The organism is Modestobacter sp. Leaf380 (assembly GCF_001424485.1).
In the GTDB taxonomy this organism is placed as follows: domain Bacteria; phylum Actinomycetota; class Actinomycetes; order Mycobacteriales; family Geodermatophilaceae; genus Klenkia.
In genome coordinates, this window is sequence record NZ_LMQC01000012.1 from 601609 (window position 1) to 618062 (window position 16454).

Genomic DNA, 16454 nt, shown 5'->3' on the forward strand with positions numbered 1-16454 from the left:
CGACGTCGTGACGGATCGGTCCCGGGCCCGTCCGACCGGTAGCCTCGGGGAGGAGCGGCCCGCGTCTGGGGCCGGCTGGTGGAGGTGCCCCGTGGAGCCCGTGCTCGCCCTGGTCCTGCTGATGCTGCTGGTCGCCGCGGGCGTCGTCACCGGGGGCGTCGTGCTCACCCGGAAGACGGTGCGCGCGATCAGGGCCAGCCCCACCGCCCGCCGGGTCGGGGAGCTGGGCGGCTACGCCGGCACCGCGGTGGCCGTCGTCCGCGCCCCGGCCCGGGCCGACCGGACCACCGGCGTGCTCGCCGCCCGGGTCACCGCGGCCTCGGTGCAGCTGCGCCGGGAGGTCGCCGTCGCCACCCGCGCGGGCGCGCACCTGGGCGACGTCCCCACCGTGCTGCCCCGGCTGACCGACGAGGCGTTCGCGCTGTCCCGCGAACTGCGCCGGCTGACCACCAGCACCGCCGACCACGCCGCCGAGGTGTGCGCCGCCGCCCGGGCCCACCTGGCCGCGGTCGGCGACGTGACCGCCGCCGTCCGGGCCAGCAGCACGCTGCCCGCCGCCTCGGGCGGTGTCGCCGACGACGCCACCCGGGCCGCCGCGGACCTCAAGGCCTACGCGACCGCCTACCGGGACCTGGTCCGACCGGTCAGCCCCAGCTGAGCATCCGCTCGGCGGTGTCCTCCAGCAGGACCTGACGCTCGGCAGGGTCGCGCCGCGGGCACGACGTGCACAGCACCTCGTGCGGCACCCGCCAGATCTGGCAGCACGACGCCCGACGGGTGAACAGCTGCCCGCCCGCCTCCACGAAGCGCGGCGCGGGCAGCCCGGCCTCCCGGGCCAGCGGTGCGGCCAGCGCCGTCACCGCGGGGGCGTCCCCCCGGGCCCGGCCCAGTGCCAGCAGCTTGTTGGCCAGCGCGTCGGTGGCGATCGCCCGCAGCGGCGCCTCGCGGACGCCACCGGCCTCCGCGACGGTGGCCACGACCGCGGCCAGCGAGCCCCGCAGCTCGGTGACGACGTCCCCGGTGGACGCCGTCGCCGTCGCCGCCCACGGCAGGTCCCCGACCACGTGCAGCGTGGTGTCCTCCAACCGGGCCGACAACGCCCGCCCGGCGACCAGGCCGGCCAGCGCCGGACCCAGCAGCACGAGGGACGCCGAGTACCACCACAGCGTGGCCAGCACCCTGCGGTCCTCGGTCCGGCCGGTGAGCGCCTGCAGCTCCAGGTGCTCGGTGGTCCAGGCGACGTCGGCCAGCGCCGTCGCGGGCAGCGGCCGGGACCCCGGCGGCACCAGGAGGCCCAGGGTCGCCGCCCCCGGGAAGCGGGCGGCCACCCGGGTCTGTGCGTCGTCCGGCGGGGTCACCGGGCCAGTCTCCCCGCCGGCCGGCGGGCCCGGCACCCGGTCCGTGAGACGCAGGTCGCAGCGAAGTGGTCGGGCGCCCTAGGGTCGACCACGAGGCAGCGTCGCCGGTCCCCCGCGCGACGCCGGACAACCAGGAGGCGCCCGTGAGCGAGACCGAGACCCAGGGTCTGTCCAGCGAGATCCCCGCCAGCGGTGTGTTCGACCCGCCGGCCGACCTGGCCGGGCACGCGAACGTGACCCAGGCCGACTACGACCGCGCCGCCGAGGACCGGCTCGGCTTCTGGGCCGACGCCGCCCAGCGGCTGGAGTGGTCGAAGCCCTGGGGCGAGGTGCTCGACTGGACCGACCCGCCGTTCGCGAAGTGGTTCGTCGGCGGGGAGCTCAACGTGGCCGCCAACTGCGTGGACCGGCACGTCACCGCCGGCAACGGGGACAAGGTCGCCTACCACTGGGTCGGTGAACCCGGTGACACCCGCACCATCACATACGCCCAGCTCAAGGACGAGGTCTGCAAGGCCGCCAACGCGCTCACCGCGCTGGGCGTGCAGGCCGGGGACCGGGTCGCGGTCTACCTGCCGATGATCCCCGAGGCCGTGATCACGATGCTGGCCTGCGCCCGCATCGGCGCCGTCCACATGGTCGTCTTCGGTGGCTTCTCCCCCGACGCGCTGGCCTCCCGCGTCGAGGACGCCGGCGCCAAGGTCGTCGTCACCGCCGACGGCGGCTTCCGCCGCGGCGCGGCCTCGGCGCTCAAGCCCGCCGTCGACGAGGCGCTCACCAAGGTGGCCGGCGTCGAGCACGTCCTCGTCGTCCGCCGCACCGAGTCCGACGTCGACTGGACCGAGGGCCGCGACCAGTGGTGGCACGACCTCGTGGACAGCCAGTCCACCGAGCACGAGGCGCAGCCCTTCGACGCCGAGCACCCGCTCTACATCATGTACACCTCGGGGACGACGGCGAAGCCCAAGGGCATCCTGCACACCTCCGGCGGCTACCTGACCCAGGTCTCCTGGACGCACTGGGCCACCTTCGACCTGGAGGCCGACACCGACGTCTTCTGGTGCGCCGCCGACGTGGCCTGGGTGACCGGCCACTCCTACATCGTCTACGGCCCGCTCTCCAACGGGGCGACCTCGGTCATGTACGAGGGCACCCCGGAGACCCCGCACCGCGGCCGCTGGTGGGAGATCGTCCAGGAGTACGGCGTCTCGATCCTCTACGCCGCCCCGACCGTCGTCCGTACGTTCATGAAGTGGGGCGCCGAGGAGCTCGAGCCCTTCGACCTGTCCACCCTGCGGGTGCTCGGCTCGGTCGGTGAGCCGATCAACCCCGAGGCGTGGCTCTGGTACCGCAAGAACGTCGGCGGGGGGACGGCGACCGTCGTCGACACCTGGTGGCAGACCGAGACCGGCGCGCACATGATCGCCCCGATGCCCGGCGTCGTGGCCACCAAGCCCGGCTCCGCGCAGCGGGCCATCCCCGGCATCTCGGCCGCGGTGGTCGACGAGGAGGGCAAGCCGATCGAGGCCGGCGCCACCGGCTACCTGGTGCTCACCGAGCCGTGGCCGGCGATGCTGCGCACCATCTGGGGCTCCGACGAGCGCTACGTGGAGACCTACTGGTCCCGCTACGGCAAGGACGTCTACTTCGCCGGGGACGGCGCCAAGCTCGACGAGGACGGCGACATCTGGCTGCTGGGCCGGGTGGACGACGTGATGAACGTGTCCGGTCACCGCATCTCCACCACGGAGGTCGAGTCCGCGCTGGTCAGCCACCCGACGGTCGCCGAGGCCGCGGTCGTCGGCGCGACCGACCCGACCACCGGCCAGGGGATCGTCGCGTTCGTGATCCTGCGCGGGGACGCCACCGACTCCGGCGAGGACCTGGTGAAGACCCTGCGCCAGCACGTGCGCAAGGAGATCGGCCCGATCGCCTCGCCGCGCCAGATCATGGTCGTCGCCGAGCTGCCCAAGACCCGCTCGGGCAAGATCATGCGCCGCCTGCTGCGCGACGTCGCCGAGAACCGGGAGCTGGGTGACGTCTCGACGCTCACCGACTCCTCGGTGATGGACCTGATCGGCGCGAAGATGCCCAGCGCCTCCTCCGAGGACTGAGCAGCGGAGTGTGAGGGGCGAGGGTTCCTCGCCCCTCACACTCCACCCGGGTGATCACGGTGCGCGACACGCGCCGCGATGAGGCACGATCAGTTCCAGACCGGGGCCGAACCCACGGCAGCACCCGCAGCACTCGAGGAGGACCCCCGTGGCCCACAGCGCGCCCACCACCCGCCTGTCCGGACAGCCGGCAGGCCCTCAGGAGCCCTCCGTGGGCTCCCTGGTGCAGAGCGCCATGGCCGACGTGTCCACGCTCATCCGCAGCGAGGTGGAGCTGGCCAAGGCCGAGGTCGGTGCCTCGGTGAAGAAGGTCGGCATCGGCGGTGGCCTCATCGCCGCCGGCGGCGTCATGCTCGCGTTCGCGTCGATCTTCTTGTTCATCGGGATCGCCGAGCTGATCACCTGGCTGGGCCTGGCCCGCTGGATCTCCTACTTCATCGTCTTCGGCGGCCTGGTGCTCTTCGCCGGTCTCGCGATCTTCCTGGGCATCACGATGACCAAGAAGTTCCGCAAGCCCGAGCGCACGATGGAGACGCTGAAGGACCTGCCCGACGTGATGCGCCGCGAGGCCCCCGGCCAGCGCCAGCGCGACCTGCCCGTCGTCCGCGACGGCCAGGTGGTCCGGCAGGACCCGCACACCCGCCTCGGCTGAGCCCGGGACACCCGTGACGCTGGTCCCGGCAGACGGTCCCCCCGACGCCACCAGCGTGCTGCTGCCGGGCCCCTGGCAGCACCGCGACATCTCCGCCAACGGCGTGCGCCTGCACGCCGCCGAGGCCGGCGAGGGCCCGCTGGTCCTGCTCCTGCACGGCTACCCGCAGTTCTGGTGGGCCTGGCGGCACCAACTCGTCGCCCTCGCCGAGGCCGGCTTCCGCGCCGTGGCGGTCGACCTGCGCGGCTACGGCGGCAGCGACAAGCCCCCGCGCGGCTACGACCTGCCCACGCTGTCCGCCGACGTCGCGGCCGTCGTCCGGGCGCTGGGTGAGCCCGACGCCGTCGTCGTGGGGCACGACTGGGGTGGCCTGCTGGGCTGGACCATGGCCGCCCTGCACCCGCGCACCGTCCGTGGGCTGGTCGTCGTCTCCTCCGCGCACCCCCGCGAGCTGCGCTCGGCGATGACGTCGGGCGCCCAGCGCCGGGCCTCGGCCTACGCACTGCGCTACCAGCTGCCCCGGCTGCCCGAGCGCCGCCTCACCCGGGACGACGACGACCCGGTCGCCGAGCTGCTGCGCCGCTGGGCCGGGCCCGGCTGGGTGCACACCACCGACTTCGCCGAGGCCGTCGCCCGGTACCGCTGCGCCGCGCGCATCCCGCAGGCCGCCTACGGCGCCATGGAGTTCCACCGGTGGGCCTTCCGTTCCCAGCTGCGCCCGGACGGCCTGCGGTACGCCCGCCGGATGGCGGCCCCCGTCACCGCGCCGACCCTGCAGCTGCACGGCGCGCTGGACGCCTGCGTGCTGCCCTCCACCGCCCACGGCTCGGGCCGTTACGTCGCGGGGCCCTACGAGTGGCGCGAGCTGCCCGGTGTCGGCCACTTCCCGCACGAGGAGGTCCCCGACCTCGTCAGCGAGGCCATCGCCGCCTGGGCCCGGTGAGCCGGGCGCGGCGGGCTACTCGCAGGGGCCGGTGCCGACCTCGTCGGTGGAGGTCGCACCCTCGGTGGCCGCCCGGGCGACCTGCTCGCCGGTGAGCGCGTACCCGGTGTCCGGGTCGTCGATCGCGCTGGCGAAGACGACGCCGAGCACCGTGCCGTCGGTGGCCAGCAGCGGGCCGCCGGAGTTGCCGGCGCGGACCTGGCCGTAGAGGGCGTAGACGTCGCGCACGACGGTCTGCTCGGCGCGGAAGTCCGGGCCGCTGATGTCCCCGCGGTCCCGCACCCGGGCCGGGCCGACGTAGAGGCCACCGCCGCCCGGGTAGCCCATCACGATCGCGTCGGCCCCGGAGTCCACCGGCTGCGGGGTGAACGTCAGCGGCACCTGCGGCAGCCCGGGCACCGCCAGGACGGCGACGTCGGTCTCCTCGTCGACGTAGACCGCGGTCGCCTCGTAGCTCTCGCCCTCCGCGGTGACGACGGGGCGGTCCACCCCGGCCAGCACGTGCGCGTTGGTCATCACCCGCTCGTCGGCGTAGACGAAGCCCGAGCCGTCGATCTGCCGGGAGCACGCCGCGGCCACGCCCCGGATCTGCACCACCGAGCCGCGCACCTGGGTCACCACCGGGCTGTCGAGCAGGCCCTGGTCCGGCGCCGGCACGTCGCGGACCTGGGTGGGGGTCAGCGGGTCCAGCACGTCGGGGAGCCCGCGCCGGTCGATCGCCTCGCGCAGCGAGTCGTACAGCGAGCGGACGCCGTCGGGCACCCCGCGGTCGACGGCCTGGACCAGGGTCGACTGCCGGACCTGGCTGGCCACCGTCGGGAACGCCGAACTGGCCAGCGGGGTGGCGACCATCCAGGCCACCAGCAGCACCGCGACGGCCGACACCACGGCCCCGGCGACGGAGTCCACCACCTCGGCCGGCTCCCAGGTCACCCGCTTGCGCACCGCCCGGCCCACGTACCCGGCCACCAGCTGCCCCAGCAGGGCCCCGGCCAGGACGACGACGAGGGCCACGAAGACCCGGGCCAGGCTGGACCCGGCGAGCTGGTCGGCGACCGGCCCGGACAGCTGCGCCCCGGCGACCGCACCGCCGAAGAACCCCACGAAGGAGGCCACGGACACGATCAGGCCCTGCCGAAAGCCCGAGAGGGCGAACAGCAGCGCCAGGGCGATCAGCGCCAGGTCGACGAGGGACACGTCAGCCGGTGGGGCTCGTCGTGGCCGCACCCGCGCTCGGGTCGGCCGCGGGACCGCTGACGACCATGGTCCCGACCTGGCCCAGTGCGGTGTGGAACGTGCACTCGAAGGGGTAGTCGCCGGTCGCGGTGACGGTGAACTCGATGGTCTCGCTCTGGCCGGGTGCCAGCAGCGGGATCTCCTCGGTGATCTCTGCCGGGCCCGCGCCGGCGGTGAAGGCGAAGTTGTGGGTCAGCTGGGTGGCCACGTTGGTGACGGTCAGCCGCACCTGGCCCGGCGCCACGGTGAACGTGTCCGGGGTGAAGACGTAGTCGTCACCGGTCTCCAGGGTGATCTCCTGGACCCCGTCGTCGGCGACGGTGACCTCGCCGACCCCGGCGTCGGGGGTACGGGTCGCGTCCGGGGTGGCCGGCGTCTCGTTGGTGCAGCCGGCCAGCAGACCCAGGGCGAGCAGCAGCGCGGTGAGCAGGACACGGGTGCGGCGCGGGGAAGCGTTCATCGCCGTCGGACCGTACGCGGCCCGGCTGAGGACGCCGGACCCTCGGCGACCGTCGGCGCGGCGCGGTCCTCGGGCTGCTCGTCCACGCGCACGGTCCCGCGGACCCGCTCCTGCTCCTGGGCCAGCGGCCGGACGTCGCGCTCGTCCCACGGCCGGGACAGCCCGCACGCGGTGAGGACGGCGTCCAGGACGCCGGCGGTGAAGCCCCACACCACCATCCCGGCGACCGCGAACGCCGGGCCCACGTAGCCCGAGGGGTGCCGCACCCGGAACCGGTTCGCCGGGTCGGTCAGGTCCGCCAGCGGCACCCGGGCCACCTGCGCGACCTCGAAGGGGTCGCCCGTGGTGACCGCCCGCGGGTCGTCCCACCAGCCCACGACCGGGACCACGAGGTTGTCGCTGGGCCCCAGGAAGAGCTCGGGCAGGGTGGCCAGCACCCGCACCGCCGAGGGGTCCACGCCGGCCTCCTCGTGGGTCTCCCGCAGCGCCGTCCCGACCGGGTAGTCGTCGCCGGGGTCCACGCCGCCGCCGGGGAAGGCCGGCTGACCGGCGTGCGTGCGCAGCCGGTCGGACTTCTCGATGAGCAGCACGTCCTGCCCGTCCGGTCCCTCGCCGAAGAGCACCAGCACCGCGGAGCGGCGGGCGGTGTCGGTGGCGTCGGCCCGCCGGTGCCGCAGCGGCAGCTCGTCCGCGGAGGCGACCAGCCGGCGGACGTGCTCGGGGACGCCGGTGAGATCGGGGGGCGGGAGGGTCACGGGCAGATCCGTCACAGGGTGACGCCGAGGTGCTCGCTGACCAGCTGCTCGAACTCGGCGAGGTCGGCGACCTGCCCGGCCTCCGTGTGCGCCAGCGTGCCGTCGGCGGCGAGGAAGAAGGTGTACGGGGCACCGTTGCGCCCCAGCTCGGCCATCAGGTCACCCTGCTGGTCGAAGGCGTTGGGGAAGGTGACACCGGCGTCGGCGGCGAAGGAGTCCGCCGCGGTCAGCGTGTCCTGGCTGACCAGGCCGAGCACCTGCAGCTGGTCCCCGCCGGCGTCCGCGAGCTGCTGCACGACGGGCAGCTCGTCCCGGCACGGCGGGCACCACGACCCCCACACGTTGACCACGGTCGGCACGCCGGGTGCCAGCGACAGGTCCAGGGTCCCGCCGCCGATGCAGTCGAAGCTCATCGGCGGCAGCGCGTCGGCAGCCTCGACGGGCTCACCGGACTGCTCCGGACAGGACTGCAGCGCGGTGTCCAGCCCCTGGACGTCGTCCACGGCCGGCTCGGCGACCCTGCCCCCGCCGTCGTCCGAGGAGCCGGCGCCCGTGCACCCGCTCAGCAGCACCAGGGCGGCCCCGGCCACCGCCAGCGCGCGCCTCACAGCGTGTCCGAGGCGGCCGGGGTCTTCACGAGCCTGCCCGCGACCTCGGGGTCCATCGGGCCGGTGCCGTAGGAGGGGCACCAGCGGGCCAGCCCGCAGGCCCCGCAGGCCGGCTTCTTGGCGTGGCAGACCCGCCGCCCGTGGAAGATCACCCGGTGGGAGAAGTCGGTCCACCCCTTCTTCGGCACCAGCCCCGCGACCTCGGCCTCGACCTTCACCGGGTCCTCCAGCTCGGTCCAGCCGAACCGGCGGACCAGCCGGCCGAAGTGGGTGTCCACGGTCAGCCCGGGCACCCCGAAGGCGTTGCCCAGCACGACGTTGGCCGTCTTGCGCCCGACCCCCGGCAGCGTGACCAGGTCCTCCAGGCGACCGGGCACCTCGCCCTCGAACTGCTCGACCAGCGCCCGCCCCAGGCCCAGCACCGAGTTGGCCTTGGCCCGGAAGAACCCGGTGGGCTTCAGGATCGTCTCCAGCTCCTCCCGGTCGGCGCCGGCGTAGTCGGCGGCGGTCCGGTACCGGGCGAAGAGCGTGGGCGTGACGGTGTTGACCGTCCGGTCCGTCGTCTGGGCCGACAGCACGGTGGCCACCAGCAGCTCCAGCGGCGTGGTGAAGTCCAGCTCGCAGTGTGCGTCGGGGTGGATCAGCGCCAGCTCCCGGGACATCCGCCGGGCCCGCCGGGTGCGGCCCAGGGCGGTCTCCGCCGGGTCGAACGGGGAGACGCCCAGGCGGGCGGCCCGGGTGGCCCGCCTCGGGGGCACCGGGACGGCGTACGGCGGGGCTGGCTCGACCGGGGCGGACACGCGGTCGAGGGTAGGCCGAGGTGCCGACAGCGGCGGACCTGTCATGCTCGACCCGGCAGGCACACCCGCCCCACGGGCGTGCGGCCGGACCCACGACGTCTCTCCCCCGGTGCTCCCCCGCCCGGAGACGACTCGCACAGGAGGTGCTGGTGGTCGCCCTCATCGTCATCCTGTTCCCCCCGCTGGTGATCGCGTTCCTGCTGGTCATGGAGCGTGTGGAGGAACCCCTGCGGCGGCCCACGTCGCAGCGCCAGGTCGAGGAGTTCCTGGCCACGGCCACGCCCGGCGACGTCGACGAACTGGCCCACTCCGGCATCCGCCGGGCGATGGACCGGTGGCGTCGTCGGCGCACCCGGACCAGCGCCGGACGCACCGTCCCGGCCCCCGACGCGGTCACCTCCGGGCGGCACGCGGACTGACCTCCACCACCCGGAGTGGGCACGGTCGTGACGCACCGCATGGTGAGTGCGCCCACAGGCCCTAGACTCACTCCCGGACGCGGGTGATCACTGCACCTGCGACGACGTGGTGAGAGGTGCGCTGGTGGACGAGGTCCTTGCCCAGTCCGGTCTGTTCCAGGGGCTGTCGGAAGAGGCTTCCGAGCCGACGGCGAGCGGTCTGGAGACCGTCTCCCTGCCCCGCGGCCGGGTGGTCTTCAACGAGGGCGAGCCCGGCGACAGCCTGTACGTGGTGCTGTCGGGGAAGATCAAGCTGTCCCGCCGGTCCCCCGACGGCCGCGAGAACGTGCTCGCCGTGATGGGGCCCTCCGACCAGTTCGGCGAGCTGTCGGTCTTCGACCCGGGCCCGCGCACGGCGACGGCGACCGCGGTCACCGACGTCCGGCTGGCCAAGATGCCGCAGGCGATGCTCCGGCCGTGGATCGAGGCGCACCCCGAGGTGGGTGAGCGTCTGCTCCAGGTGCTGGCCCGCCGGCTGCGCCGCACCAACGACTCGGTCGCCGACCTGATCTTCACCGACGTCCCCGGCCGCGTGGCCAAGGCGCTGCTGCAGATGGCCGACCGCTTCGGCAGCCGGGAGTCCGACGGCCTGCGGGTCAAGCACGACCTGACCCAGGAGGAGCTGGCCCAGCTCGTCGGCGCCTCCCGCGAGACGGTGAACAAGGCGCTGGCCGACTTCGTGCACCGCGGCTGGATCCAGCTGCAGGGCAAGTCCGTCGTCGTGCTCGACGAGGACCGGCTGCGTCGACGCGCCCGCTGACGCACCGCCGAAGGGCCCCCTCCGCACCGCGGAGGGGGCCCTTCGGCGTTCAGCGAGGGAGCGGGACGACCATCCGGATGCGGGTGCCGTCGGGCAGCAGCGCCCAGCGCTGGCCCTCCGCGTCGTCCTCGAAGGTGGGGCTGATCGGCTCGAGCGGGTCCGGCGGGCTGCCCGCCAGCGCGGCCGCCACGTCGGCGAAGGGCTCCAGCTGACCCAGGGTGTGGATCGTCGGCGGCAGCATCGGCCGGGTGCCCGCGGCCATCTCCGCCAGCGCGGCCGCCGGGGTCAGCCAGACGGCCTCGTCCGCCTCGCCGGAGACGTCGCGCGCCTCCTGGCCCGGCGGCATGAGGGCGGCGAAGAACTTGGTGTCGTAGCGCCGCGGCTCGACCGGCGGGGTCACCCAGTGCGCGAAGGGCCGCAGCAGGTCCGAGCGCAGGGCGAGCCCGCGACCGGCCAGCAGCTGCGCCAGGGACAGCTCCCGGGTCAGCAGCGCCCGGCGCTGGGCCTCCCAGTCCACACCGGACACGTCGGGGACGACGTCGCCCGACGAGGGCCCGGCCAGCAGCACGCCGGCCTCCTCGAAGGTCTCCCGGACCGCGGCGCACACCAGCTCGCGCGCCGTCCGCTCCTCGCACCCCCAGGTGCGGGCCCAGTCGGCCGGGGAGGGGCCCACCCAGTCCAGGTCGGTGTCGCCGTCGCGGGGGTCGACCCCCCCGCCGGGGTAGGCGGTCATGCCCCCGGCGAAGGGCATCCCCGCCGTCCGGCGGAGCAGGTAGACCTCGAGCCCGGTGGTGCCGGTCCGCAGGTCGCCGTCCCGGAGCAGGAGCACCGTGGCCGCCTGGCGGACCGGCGCGCTCACCGCAGCTCGACGGTGAGCTCGACCTCGACCGGGGCGCCCATCGGCAGCTCGGCCACGCCGACGGCACTGCGGGCGTGGTGGCCCGCCTCGCCGAAGACCCGGCCCAGCAGCTCGCTGGCACCGTTGACCACCCGCGGCTGGCCGGTGAAGCCCTCCGCGCTGGCCACGTAGCCGACCACCCGGACGACACGCGCCACGGAGTCCAGGCCGACCAGGTCGTCGACGGCGGCCAGCGCGTTCAGCGCGCAGACCTTGGCGTCGTGGGCGGCGTCCTCGGCGTCGACCGAGCCGCCGACCTTGCCGGTCCGGCGGAGCCCGCCGTCGACGAAGGGCAGCTGGCCACTGGTCATCACCAGCTGACCGGTGCGCACGGCCGGCACGTAGGAGGCCACCGGGGCGGCCACGGGGGGCAGCCGGATGCCGAGCTCGGCCAGTCGCGCGGTCCAGCTGGGGGTGCTCTCGGTCACGGCGCGGGCCTCAGGCGGACGGGCGCTTGAGGTAGGCGACCAGCTGGTCGCCGCCACCGGGCCCGGGGAGCACGGTGACCAGCTCCCAGCCGTCGACCCCCCACGAGTCCAGGATCGCCTTGGTGTTGTGGGTCAGCAGCGGGATGGTCGCGTACTCCCACGTCCGGCGGGTGTTCTCGCTCATGACGGCGACGCTAGCGCAGCGACGGCGGCCCGCACCCCCACGGGGCGCTCCCCCGCCGGGCGTGGGCAGGCGCTCACCCCGTGCACGCTCGTACGCTCGCAGACGTGAGTCCCGAGCCGTTCCCCGTGCGCTGCCACGTCGTGACCGGCAAGGGCGGTACCGGCAAGACCACGGTCGCCGCCGCCCTGGCCCTGGCGCTGGCCGCCGGAGGTCACCGCACCCTGCTGGTGGAGACCGAGGGCCGGCAGGGCATCGCCCAGCTCTTCGACACCCCGCCGCTGCCCTACGAGGAGCGCCGGGTCGCCGTCGCGCGCGGCGGGGGTGAGGTCAAGGCGCTGGCCATCGACCTCGAGGAGGCGCTGCTGGAGTACCTCGAGCTCTTCTACTCGATGAAGCGCGCCGGCCGGGCGCTGCGCAAGATGGGCGCCGTCGACTTCGCCACCACCATCGCCCCGGGCCTGCGGGACGTGCTGCTGACCGGCAAGGTCAAGGAGGCCGTCACCCGCAAGGTCGACGGGCAGCGGGTCTACGACGCCGTCGTCGTCGACGCCCCGCCGACCGGGCGGATCACCCGGTTCCTCAACGTCACCGACGAGGTCGCGGGCCTGGCCCGCTCCGGGCCGATCAAGACCCAGAGCGACGGCGTGATGGCCGTCCTGCGCTCCCCGCAGACCGCGGTGCACCTGGTGACCCTGCTGGAGGACATGCCCGTGCAGGAGACCGCCGACGCGATCGACGAGCTCACCGCCACCGGGCTGCCCGTCGGCTCGGTCCTGGTGAACATGGCGACCGAGCCGCTGCTGCCCCCGGCCAGCCTGGCGCGGGCCGCCGAGGGTGCGATCACCGCGGCCGAGCTGGCCCCCGCCCTGGCCGCCGGCGGGCTGCCCGCCGACCCGGCGATCGCCGAGGGGCTGGTCGCCGAGGCCGTCGAGCACGCCCGCCGCTGGCAGTCCCAGGACGCGCTGCGCAGCCGGGTCGCGGAGCTGGGCCGGCCCACCGTCGAACTGCCCATGCTCATCGGCCCGATCGACCTGGGCTCGCTGTACGAACTGGCCGGCCGACTGGAGGCCCACCTGGGCCTGGGGGCCGCCGCGTGAGCAGCCCCCGCACCGCGCCGGCCATGGACCTGGCCGCGGTCGTGGCCGACCGGGACACCCGGATCGTCGTCTGCTGCGGCGCCGGTGGGGTCGGCAAGACCACCACCTCGGCCGCCCTCGCCCTGGCCGCCGCCGAGGCCGGACGACGGGTCGTCGTGCTGACCATCGACCCGGCCCGCCGGCTGGCCCAGAGCCTGGGCCTGGAGGAGCTGGACAACGAGCCGCGCCAGGTCGTCGTCCCCGAGCTCGACGGGTCCAACGGCGGCGAGCTGCACGCGATGATGCTGGACATGAAGCGGACCTTCGACGACATCGTCTCCGCTCACTCCACCCCCGAACGCGCGGCGACGATCTTCGAGAACCCCTTCTACCAGGCGCTCTCCTCCTCCTTCGCGGGCACGCAGGAGTACATGGCGATGGAGAAGCTGGGCCAGCTGCGGGCCAGCGACGCCTGGGACCTGATCATCGTGGACACCCCGCCGTCCCGGTCGGCGCTGGACTTCCTGGACGCACCGAACCGGATGAGCCGCTTCCTCGACGGCACCATGATCCGGCTGCTCACCGCCCCCGCCCGGGCCGGTGGGCGGGCCGGGCTCCGCATCGTCGGCGCCGGCTTCAGCTTCTTCAGCCGGATCATCTCCAAGATCCTCGGCGGCCAGCTGCTCAACGACATCAGCTCCTTCGTCTCCGCCCTGGACACCATGTTCGGCGGGTTCCGGGAGCGCGCCTCGGCCACCTACGAGCTGCTCCGCCAGCCCGGCACGTCGTTCCTGGTGATCGCCGTCCCCGAGCCCGACGCCCTGCGCGAGGCCTCCTACTTCGTGGACCGGCTGTCCACCGAGGGCATGCCGCTGGCCGGTCTGGTCCTCAACCGCACCCACCCACCGGCCACGACCGCCCTGTCGGCCACCCGGGCCGAGGCGGCGGCCGAGGCCGTCGCCGAGGCCGGGGGCGAGGGCGCCGAGCTCGCTGCGGGGGCGCTGCGGGTGCACGCGGAGCGGATGGCGCTGGCCACCCGGGAGCAACGGCTGGCCGACCGGTTCACCAGCGCCCACCCCGAGGTCGCCGTCCGGACGGTGCCCGCCGCTGCCGGGGACGTGCACGACCTGGCCGACCTGCGGGTGATGGCCGGCGAGCTCACCGCGGCCGACGACGACACCGGCACCGGGACCCCGCGCACGAGGGTGCTGCCCGTCCGGCGCTGAGAGCCACCGGGCGCCCGCTGTGACCGGTCGGGCTGGTGGGACCGGTGCCACGGCGTGTCGCGCGCGTCCCTCCGCCGGAGCCACCGGCGGAGGCCTCCTGACAGGTACCTTGGCCTGCGATGTCTGACACCGCTGCTTCCAAGGTCGGCGCCCTCGCCAAGCTCACCGCGACCGTCGTCGTCGCCGGGGCGCTGGTCGCCGGGATGATGTTGCCGTTCGTCGGTGGGAGCGGGCTCGTGGCCCGCAACTCCGCCTCGCTGCTGGACGCCCTGCCGGTCGAGCTGACCGACCAGACGCCCAACGGCAACACCACGGTGCTGGCCGCCGACGGGCAGGTGCTGACCCAGTTCTACGAGAACAACCGCACCCCGGTGACCGCCGACCAGATCTCCCCGGTCATGAAGCAGGCGATCGTCGACATCGAGGACAGCCGCTTCTACGAGCACAACGGCCTCGACGTGCAGGGCACCCTGCGCGCGCTCGCGGCCAACGTCGCCGCCGGCGGCGTCGCCGAGGGTGGGTCCACGCTGACCCAGCAGCTGGTGAAGCAGACCCTGCTGCAGACCGCGGACACCCCCGAGGAGGCCGCGGCCGCCGACGAGCAGACCGTCGGCCGCAAGCTGCGCGAGGCCCGGCTGGCCCTCGCCCTGGAGGAGACCTACTCCAAGGACGAGATCCTCACCCGGTACCTGAACATCGCCTACTTCGGCTCCGGGGCCTACGGCATCCAGGCCGCCGCCCAGCGGTACTTCTCGGTGAACGCGATCGACCTGGACCTGGCCCAGGCCTCGGTGCTGGCCGGTCTGGTGCAGAGCCCCACCAACGACGACCCGATCGCCAACCCCGAGGCCGGGCAGGCCCGCCGGGACACCGTGCTGAACCGCATGCACGACCTGGAGCACATCACCGACCAGGAGCTGGCCGACACCACCGCCGCCCCGATCGCCGTCGTCCCGGGCCAGAACCCGCCCAACGGCTGCATCGACTCCTCGATCGGCGGGTTCTTCTGCGCCTACCTGGAGAGCTACCTGATCAACCGCCTGGGGATGACCCAGGAGCAGATCGACAACGGTGGCTACGTCATCCAGACGACGCTGCGCCCGGACATGCAGGCCGCCGGTGACCAGGCGGTGCTCAACACCCTGGCCATGGGCGCGGACCTGGCCGGCATCTACACCGCCGTCCAGCCCGGCACCGGGCACGTGCTCGCGATGAGCACCAACCGCACGTACTGCCCCGATGCCACCGTCGACGCCTCCTGCGAGTCCGTCGTGCTCAACACCGCGGCCAGCCAGGGCTCCGGCTCGACGTACAAGGTCTTCACCGCCGCGGCCGCCCTCGAGGAGGGCTACTCGCAGTACTACACGCTGACCACCGGCAACACGTACACCTCGCGGGTGTTCAAGAACGGCGGCCGGCCCTACACGGTCAGCAACGCCGGCAACTACCCCGCGACCCTGGACATGGTCCGGGCGCTCTACATGTCCTCCAACACCTACTTCCTGGGCCTGGAGGACGCGCTGGGGTCCATCGAGGCCCCGGTGCGGATCTCCGAGCGCATGGGGATGAACTACACCCAGAACAACCAGACCCCGGCGGACAGGATCATCGCCGAGGAGCGCGGGTCCTTCACCCTGGGCGCCGAGGCCACCAGCCCGCTGGACCTCACCACGGCCTACGCGACGCTGGCTGCCAGCGGCACCCAGTGCGACCCGACGCCGGTCACCTCGATCGTCGACAGGGACGGCGCGCCCGCCACGCTGCCCGACGGCACCCCGATCAACACCGGGGACACCTGCACCGCCGAGGCGATCCCCTCGGGCGTGGCCAACACGCTCAACCAGATCCTGCGCAAGGACGTCGAGCCCGGGAACTCCGGCCAGACCGGTGCCCGCGCCTACGTGCCCGGCCACCAGATCGCCGGCAAGACCGGGACGTCGCAGAGCAACTTCTCCGCGACCTTCGTGGGCTACACCCCCGAGTACACCGCCAGCGTCATGGTGCTGAACCCCAAGCAGAACCAGAACGTCGGCGGCTTCGGTGGCAACAAGCCCGCGACCATCTGGAACGACGCCATGACGCCGATCCTGGAGGCCGGTCCCACCGCGGAGTTCCCGCCGGCCGACGACACCGTCGCCAACGGCAACACCCGCGAGGTCCCCGGCTGCTCCTCGGCCAGTGAGTGCCAGTCGGCGATCACCGCGGCCGGGCTGCGGTACGCCGGGCAGGTGAACGCCGACTCCAACGAGCCCGCCGGCACCTTCATCGGCACCAACCCGGGCGCAGGCACCAGGGTCCAGCAGGGCGGGGCCGTGTCGGTCCTGGTCAGCAACGGCTCGGGCTACGCCGCCCCGGCCCCGGCACCCGCGCCGGCCGACCCGAACGCACCGGACACCAACGGGGACGGCCAGCCCGGTTGACCCCGCCCCGCCCGCGCGGGGTACGACCCACAGACGGCGAGGGCCGGTCGACCACCAGGTCGACCGGCCCTCGCCGTC

18 protein-coding genes are annotated in these 16454 nt (G+C 74.2%); 9 read left to right on the forward strand and 9 right to left on the reverse strand.

Annotated elements, in window-relative coordinates; genetic code table 11:
• Positions 1-91: 91 nt before the first annotated feature.
• Positions 92-658, forward strand: a complete 567-nt coding sequence (locus ASG41_RS23565) for a hypothetical protein (protein WP_056293888.1) — start codon at positions 92-94, stop codon at positions 656-658.
• Here ASG41_RS23565 and ASG41_RS10995 read toward each other — a convergent pair.
• The gene (locus tag ASG41_RS10995) at positions 645-1358 is read right to left on the reverse strand and encodes a (2Fe-2S)-binding protein (RefSeq protein ID WP_056293891.1); all 714 of its coding nucleotides are present in this window, start codon (positions 1356-1358) and stop codon (positions 645-647) included. The genes ASG41_RS23565 and ASG41_RS10995 overlap by 14 nt on opposite strands.
• A 143-nt stretch (positions 1359-1501) precedes the next feature.
• Here ASG41_RS10995 and acs point away from each other — a divergent pair, with 143 nt between their 5' ends.
• The 3 genes from acs (at position 1502) to ASG41_RS11010 (ending at position 5067) form a co-directional block, all read left to right on the forward strand.
• On the forward strand, positions 1502-3472 hold the full coding sequence (acs, locus tag ASG41_RS11000; protein WP_056293894.1) for an acetate--CoA ligase: 1971 nt from the start codon (positions 1502-1504) through the stop codon (positions 3470-3472).
• A gap of 211 nt (positions 3473-3683) precedes the next feature.
• A complete protein-coding gene (locus ASG41_RS11005) occupies positions 3684-4124 on the forward strand; it encodes a phage holin family protein (protein WP_235564722.1) in 441 nt (146 codons plus the stop codon).
• 13 nt (positions 4125-4137) lie between these two features.
• Entirely contained in the window at positions 4138-5067 is a 930-nt protein-coding gene (locus ASG41_RS11010; RefSeq protein WP_235564724.1) for an alpha/beta fold hydrolase, read from the forward strand.
• 15 nt (positions 5068-5082) lie between these two features.
• Here ASG41_RS11010 and ASG41_RS11015 read toward each other — a convergent pair whose 3' ends face one another.
• Genes ASG41_RS11015 through nth form a run of 5 tightly spaced genes read right to left on the reverse strand, consistent with a single transcriptional unit; the run spans position 5083 to position 8926 of the window.
• On the reverse strand, positions 5083-6264 hold the full coding sequence (locus ASG41_RS11015; protein WP_056293901.1) for a MarP family serine protease: 1182 nt from the start codon (positions 6262-6264) through the stop codon (positions 5083-5085).
• Position 6265: 1 nt separating this feature from the next.
• Positions 6266-6763, reverse strand: coding sequence for a plastocyanin/azurin family copper-binding protein (locus ASG41_RS11020; protein WP_056293905.1), 498 nt, complete (start codon positions 6761-6763; stop codon positions 6266-6268).
• Positions 6760-7518, reverse strand: coding sequence for a CoA pyrophosphatase (locus tag ASG41_RS11025; protein ID WP_056293908.1), 759 nt, complete (start codon positions 7516-7518; stop codon positions 6760-6762). The genes ASG41_RS11020 and ASG41_RS11025 overlap by 4 nt, the downstream gene beginning before the upstream one ends.
• Positions 7519-7529: 11 nt before the next feature.
• The gene (locus tag ASG41_RS11030; protein ID WP_056293911.1) at positions 7530-8126 is read right to left on the reverse strand and encodes a TlpA disulfide reductase family protein; all 597 of its coding nucleotides are present in this window, start codon (positions 8124-8126) and stop codon (positions 7530-7532) included.
• Positions 8123-8926 (reverse strand): endonuclease III, encoded by an 804-nt coding sequence (nth, locus tag ASG41_RS11035; protein WP_056293914.1) that lies wholly within the window; start codon positions 8924-8926, stop codon positions 8123-8125. The genes ASG41_RS11030 and nth overlap by 4 nt, the downstream gene beginning before the upstream one ends.
• 149 nt (positions 8927-9075) lie before the next feature.
• On the opposite strand from nth, the gene ASG41_RS11040 reads away from it, so the two are divergent.
• Together ASG41_RS11040 and ASG41_RS11045 are read left to right on the forward strand one after the other, a co-directional pair.
• A complete protein-coding gene (locus ASG41_RS11040) occupies positions 9076-9345 on the forward strand; it encodes a hypothetical protein (RefSeq protein ID WP_056294884.1) in 270 nt (89 codons plus the stop codon).
• Positions 9346-9469: 124 nt separating this feature from the next.
• Positions 9470-10144, forward strand: coding sequence for a Crp/Fnr family transcriptional regulator (locus ASG41_RS11045; protein ID WP_056293915.1), 675 nt, complete (start codon positions 9470-9472; stop codon positions 10142-10144).
• 49 nt (positions 10145-10193) lie between these two features.
• Here the strand turns inward: ASG41_RS11045 and ASG41_RS11050 are convergent, their stop codons facing one another.
• The 3 genes from ASG41_RS11050 to ASG41_RS24255 are packed head-to-tail and all read right to left on the reverse strand — an operon-like array spanning position 10194 to position 11654.
• Positions 10194-11003, reverse strand: coding sequence for an NUDIX domain-containing protein (locus ASG41_RS11050; protein WP_056293918.1), 810 nt, complete (start codon positions 11001-11003; stop codon positions 10194-10196).
• A complete protein-coding gene (locus tag ASG41_RS11055; protein WP_056293922.1) occupies positions 11000-11470 on the reverse strand; it encodes a RidA family protein in 471 nt (156 codons plus the stop codon). The genes ASG41_RS11050 and ASG41_RS11055 overlap by 4 nt, the downstream gene beginning before the upstream one ends.
• Positions 11471-11480: 10 nt before the next feature.
• The gene (locus tag ASG41_RS24255; protein ID WP_200938828.1) at positions 11481-11654 is read right to left on the reverse strand and encodes a hypothetical protein; all 174 of its coding nucleotides are present in this window, start codon (positions 11652-11654) and stop codon (positions 11481-11483) included.
• A 104-nt stretch (positions 11655-11758) separates the two neighbouring features.
• Between ASG41_RS24255 and ASG41_RS11060 the strand changes: the two genes are divergently transcribed.
• From ASG41_RS11060 to ASG41_RS11070, 3 genes are all read left to right on the forward strand, one after another.
• Complete coding sequence (locus tag ASG41_RS11060; protein WP_056293924.1) at positions 11759-12751, forward strand: ArsA-related P-loop ATPase; 993 nt, start codon at positions 11759-11761, stop codon at positions 12749-12751.
• Positions 12748-13956: an ArsA family ATPase gene (locus tag ASG41_RS11065; RefSeq protein WP_235564726.1), complete on the forward strand. Its 1209-nt coding sequence runs from the start codon at positions 12748-12750 to the stop codon at positions 13954-13956. Before ASG41_RS11060 ends, ASG41_RS11065 begins: the two co-directional genes overlap by 4 nt.
• 119 nt (positions 13957-14075) lie before the next feature.
• The gene (locus ASG41_RS11070) at positions 14076-16376 is read left to right on the forward strand and encodes a penicillin-binding protein (protein ID WP_056293927.1); all 2301 of its coding nucleotides are present in this window, start codon (positions 14076-14078) and stop codon (positions 16374-16376) included.
• The last annotated feature ends 78 nt before the right edge of the window (positions 16377-16454 follow it).

Coding starts and splice junctions, on each gene's coding strand:
- ASG41_RS11020 (WP_056293905.1), bottom strand. CDS start 6,763: ATGAACGCTTCCCCGCGCCGCACCCGTGTCCTGCTCACCGCGCTGCTG.
- ASG41_RS24255 (WP_200938828.1), bottom strand. CDS start 11,654: ATGAGCGAGAACACCCGCCGGACGTGGGAGTACGCGACCATCCCGCTG.
- ASG41_RS11070 (WP_056293927.1), top strand. CDS start 14,076: ATGTCTGACACCGCTGCTTCCAAGGTCGGCGCCCTCGCCAAGCTCACC.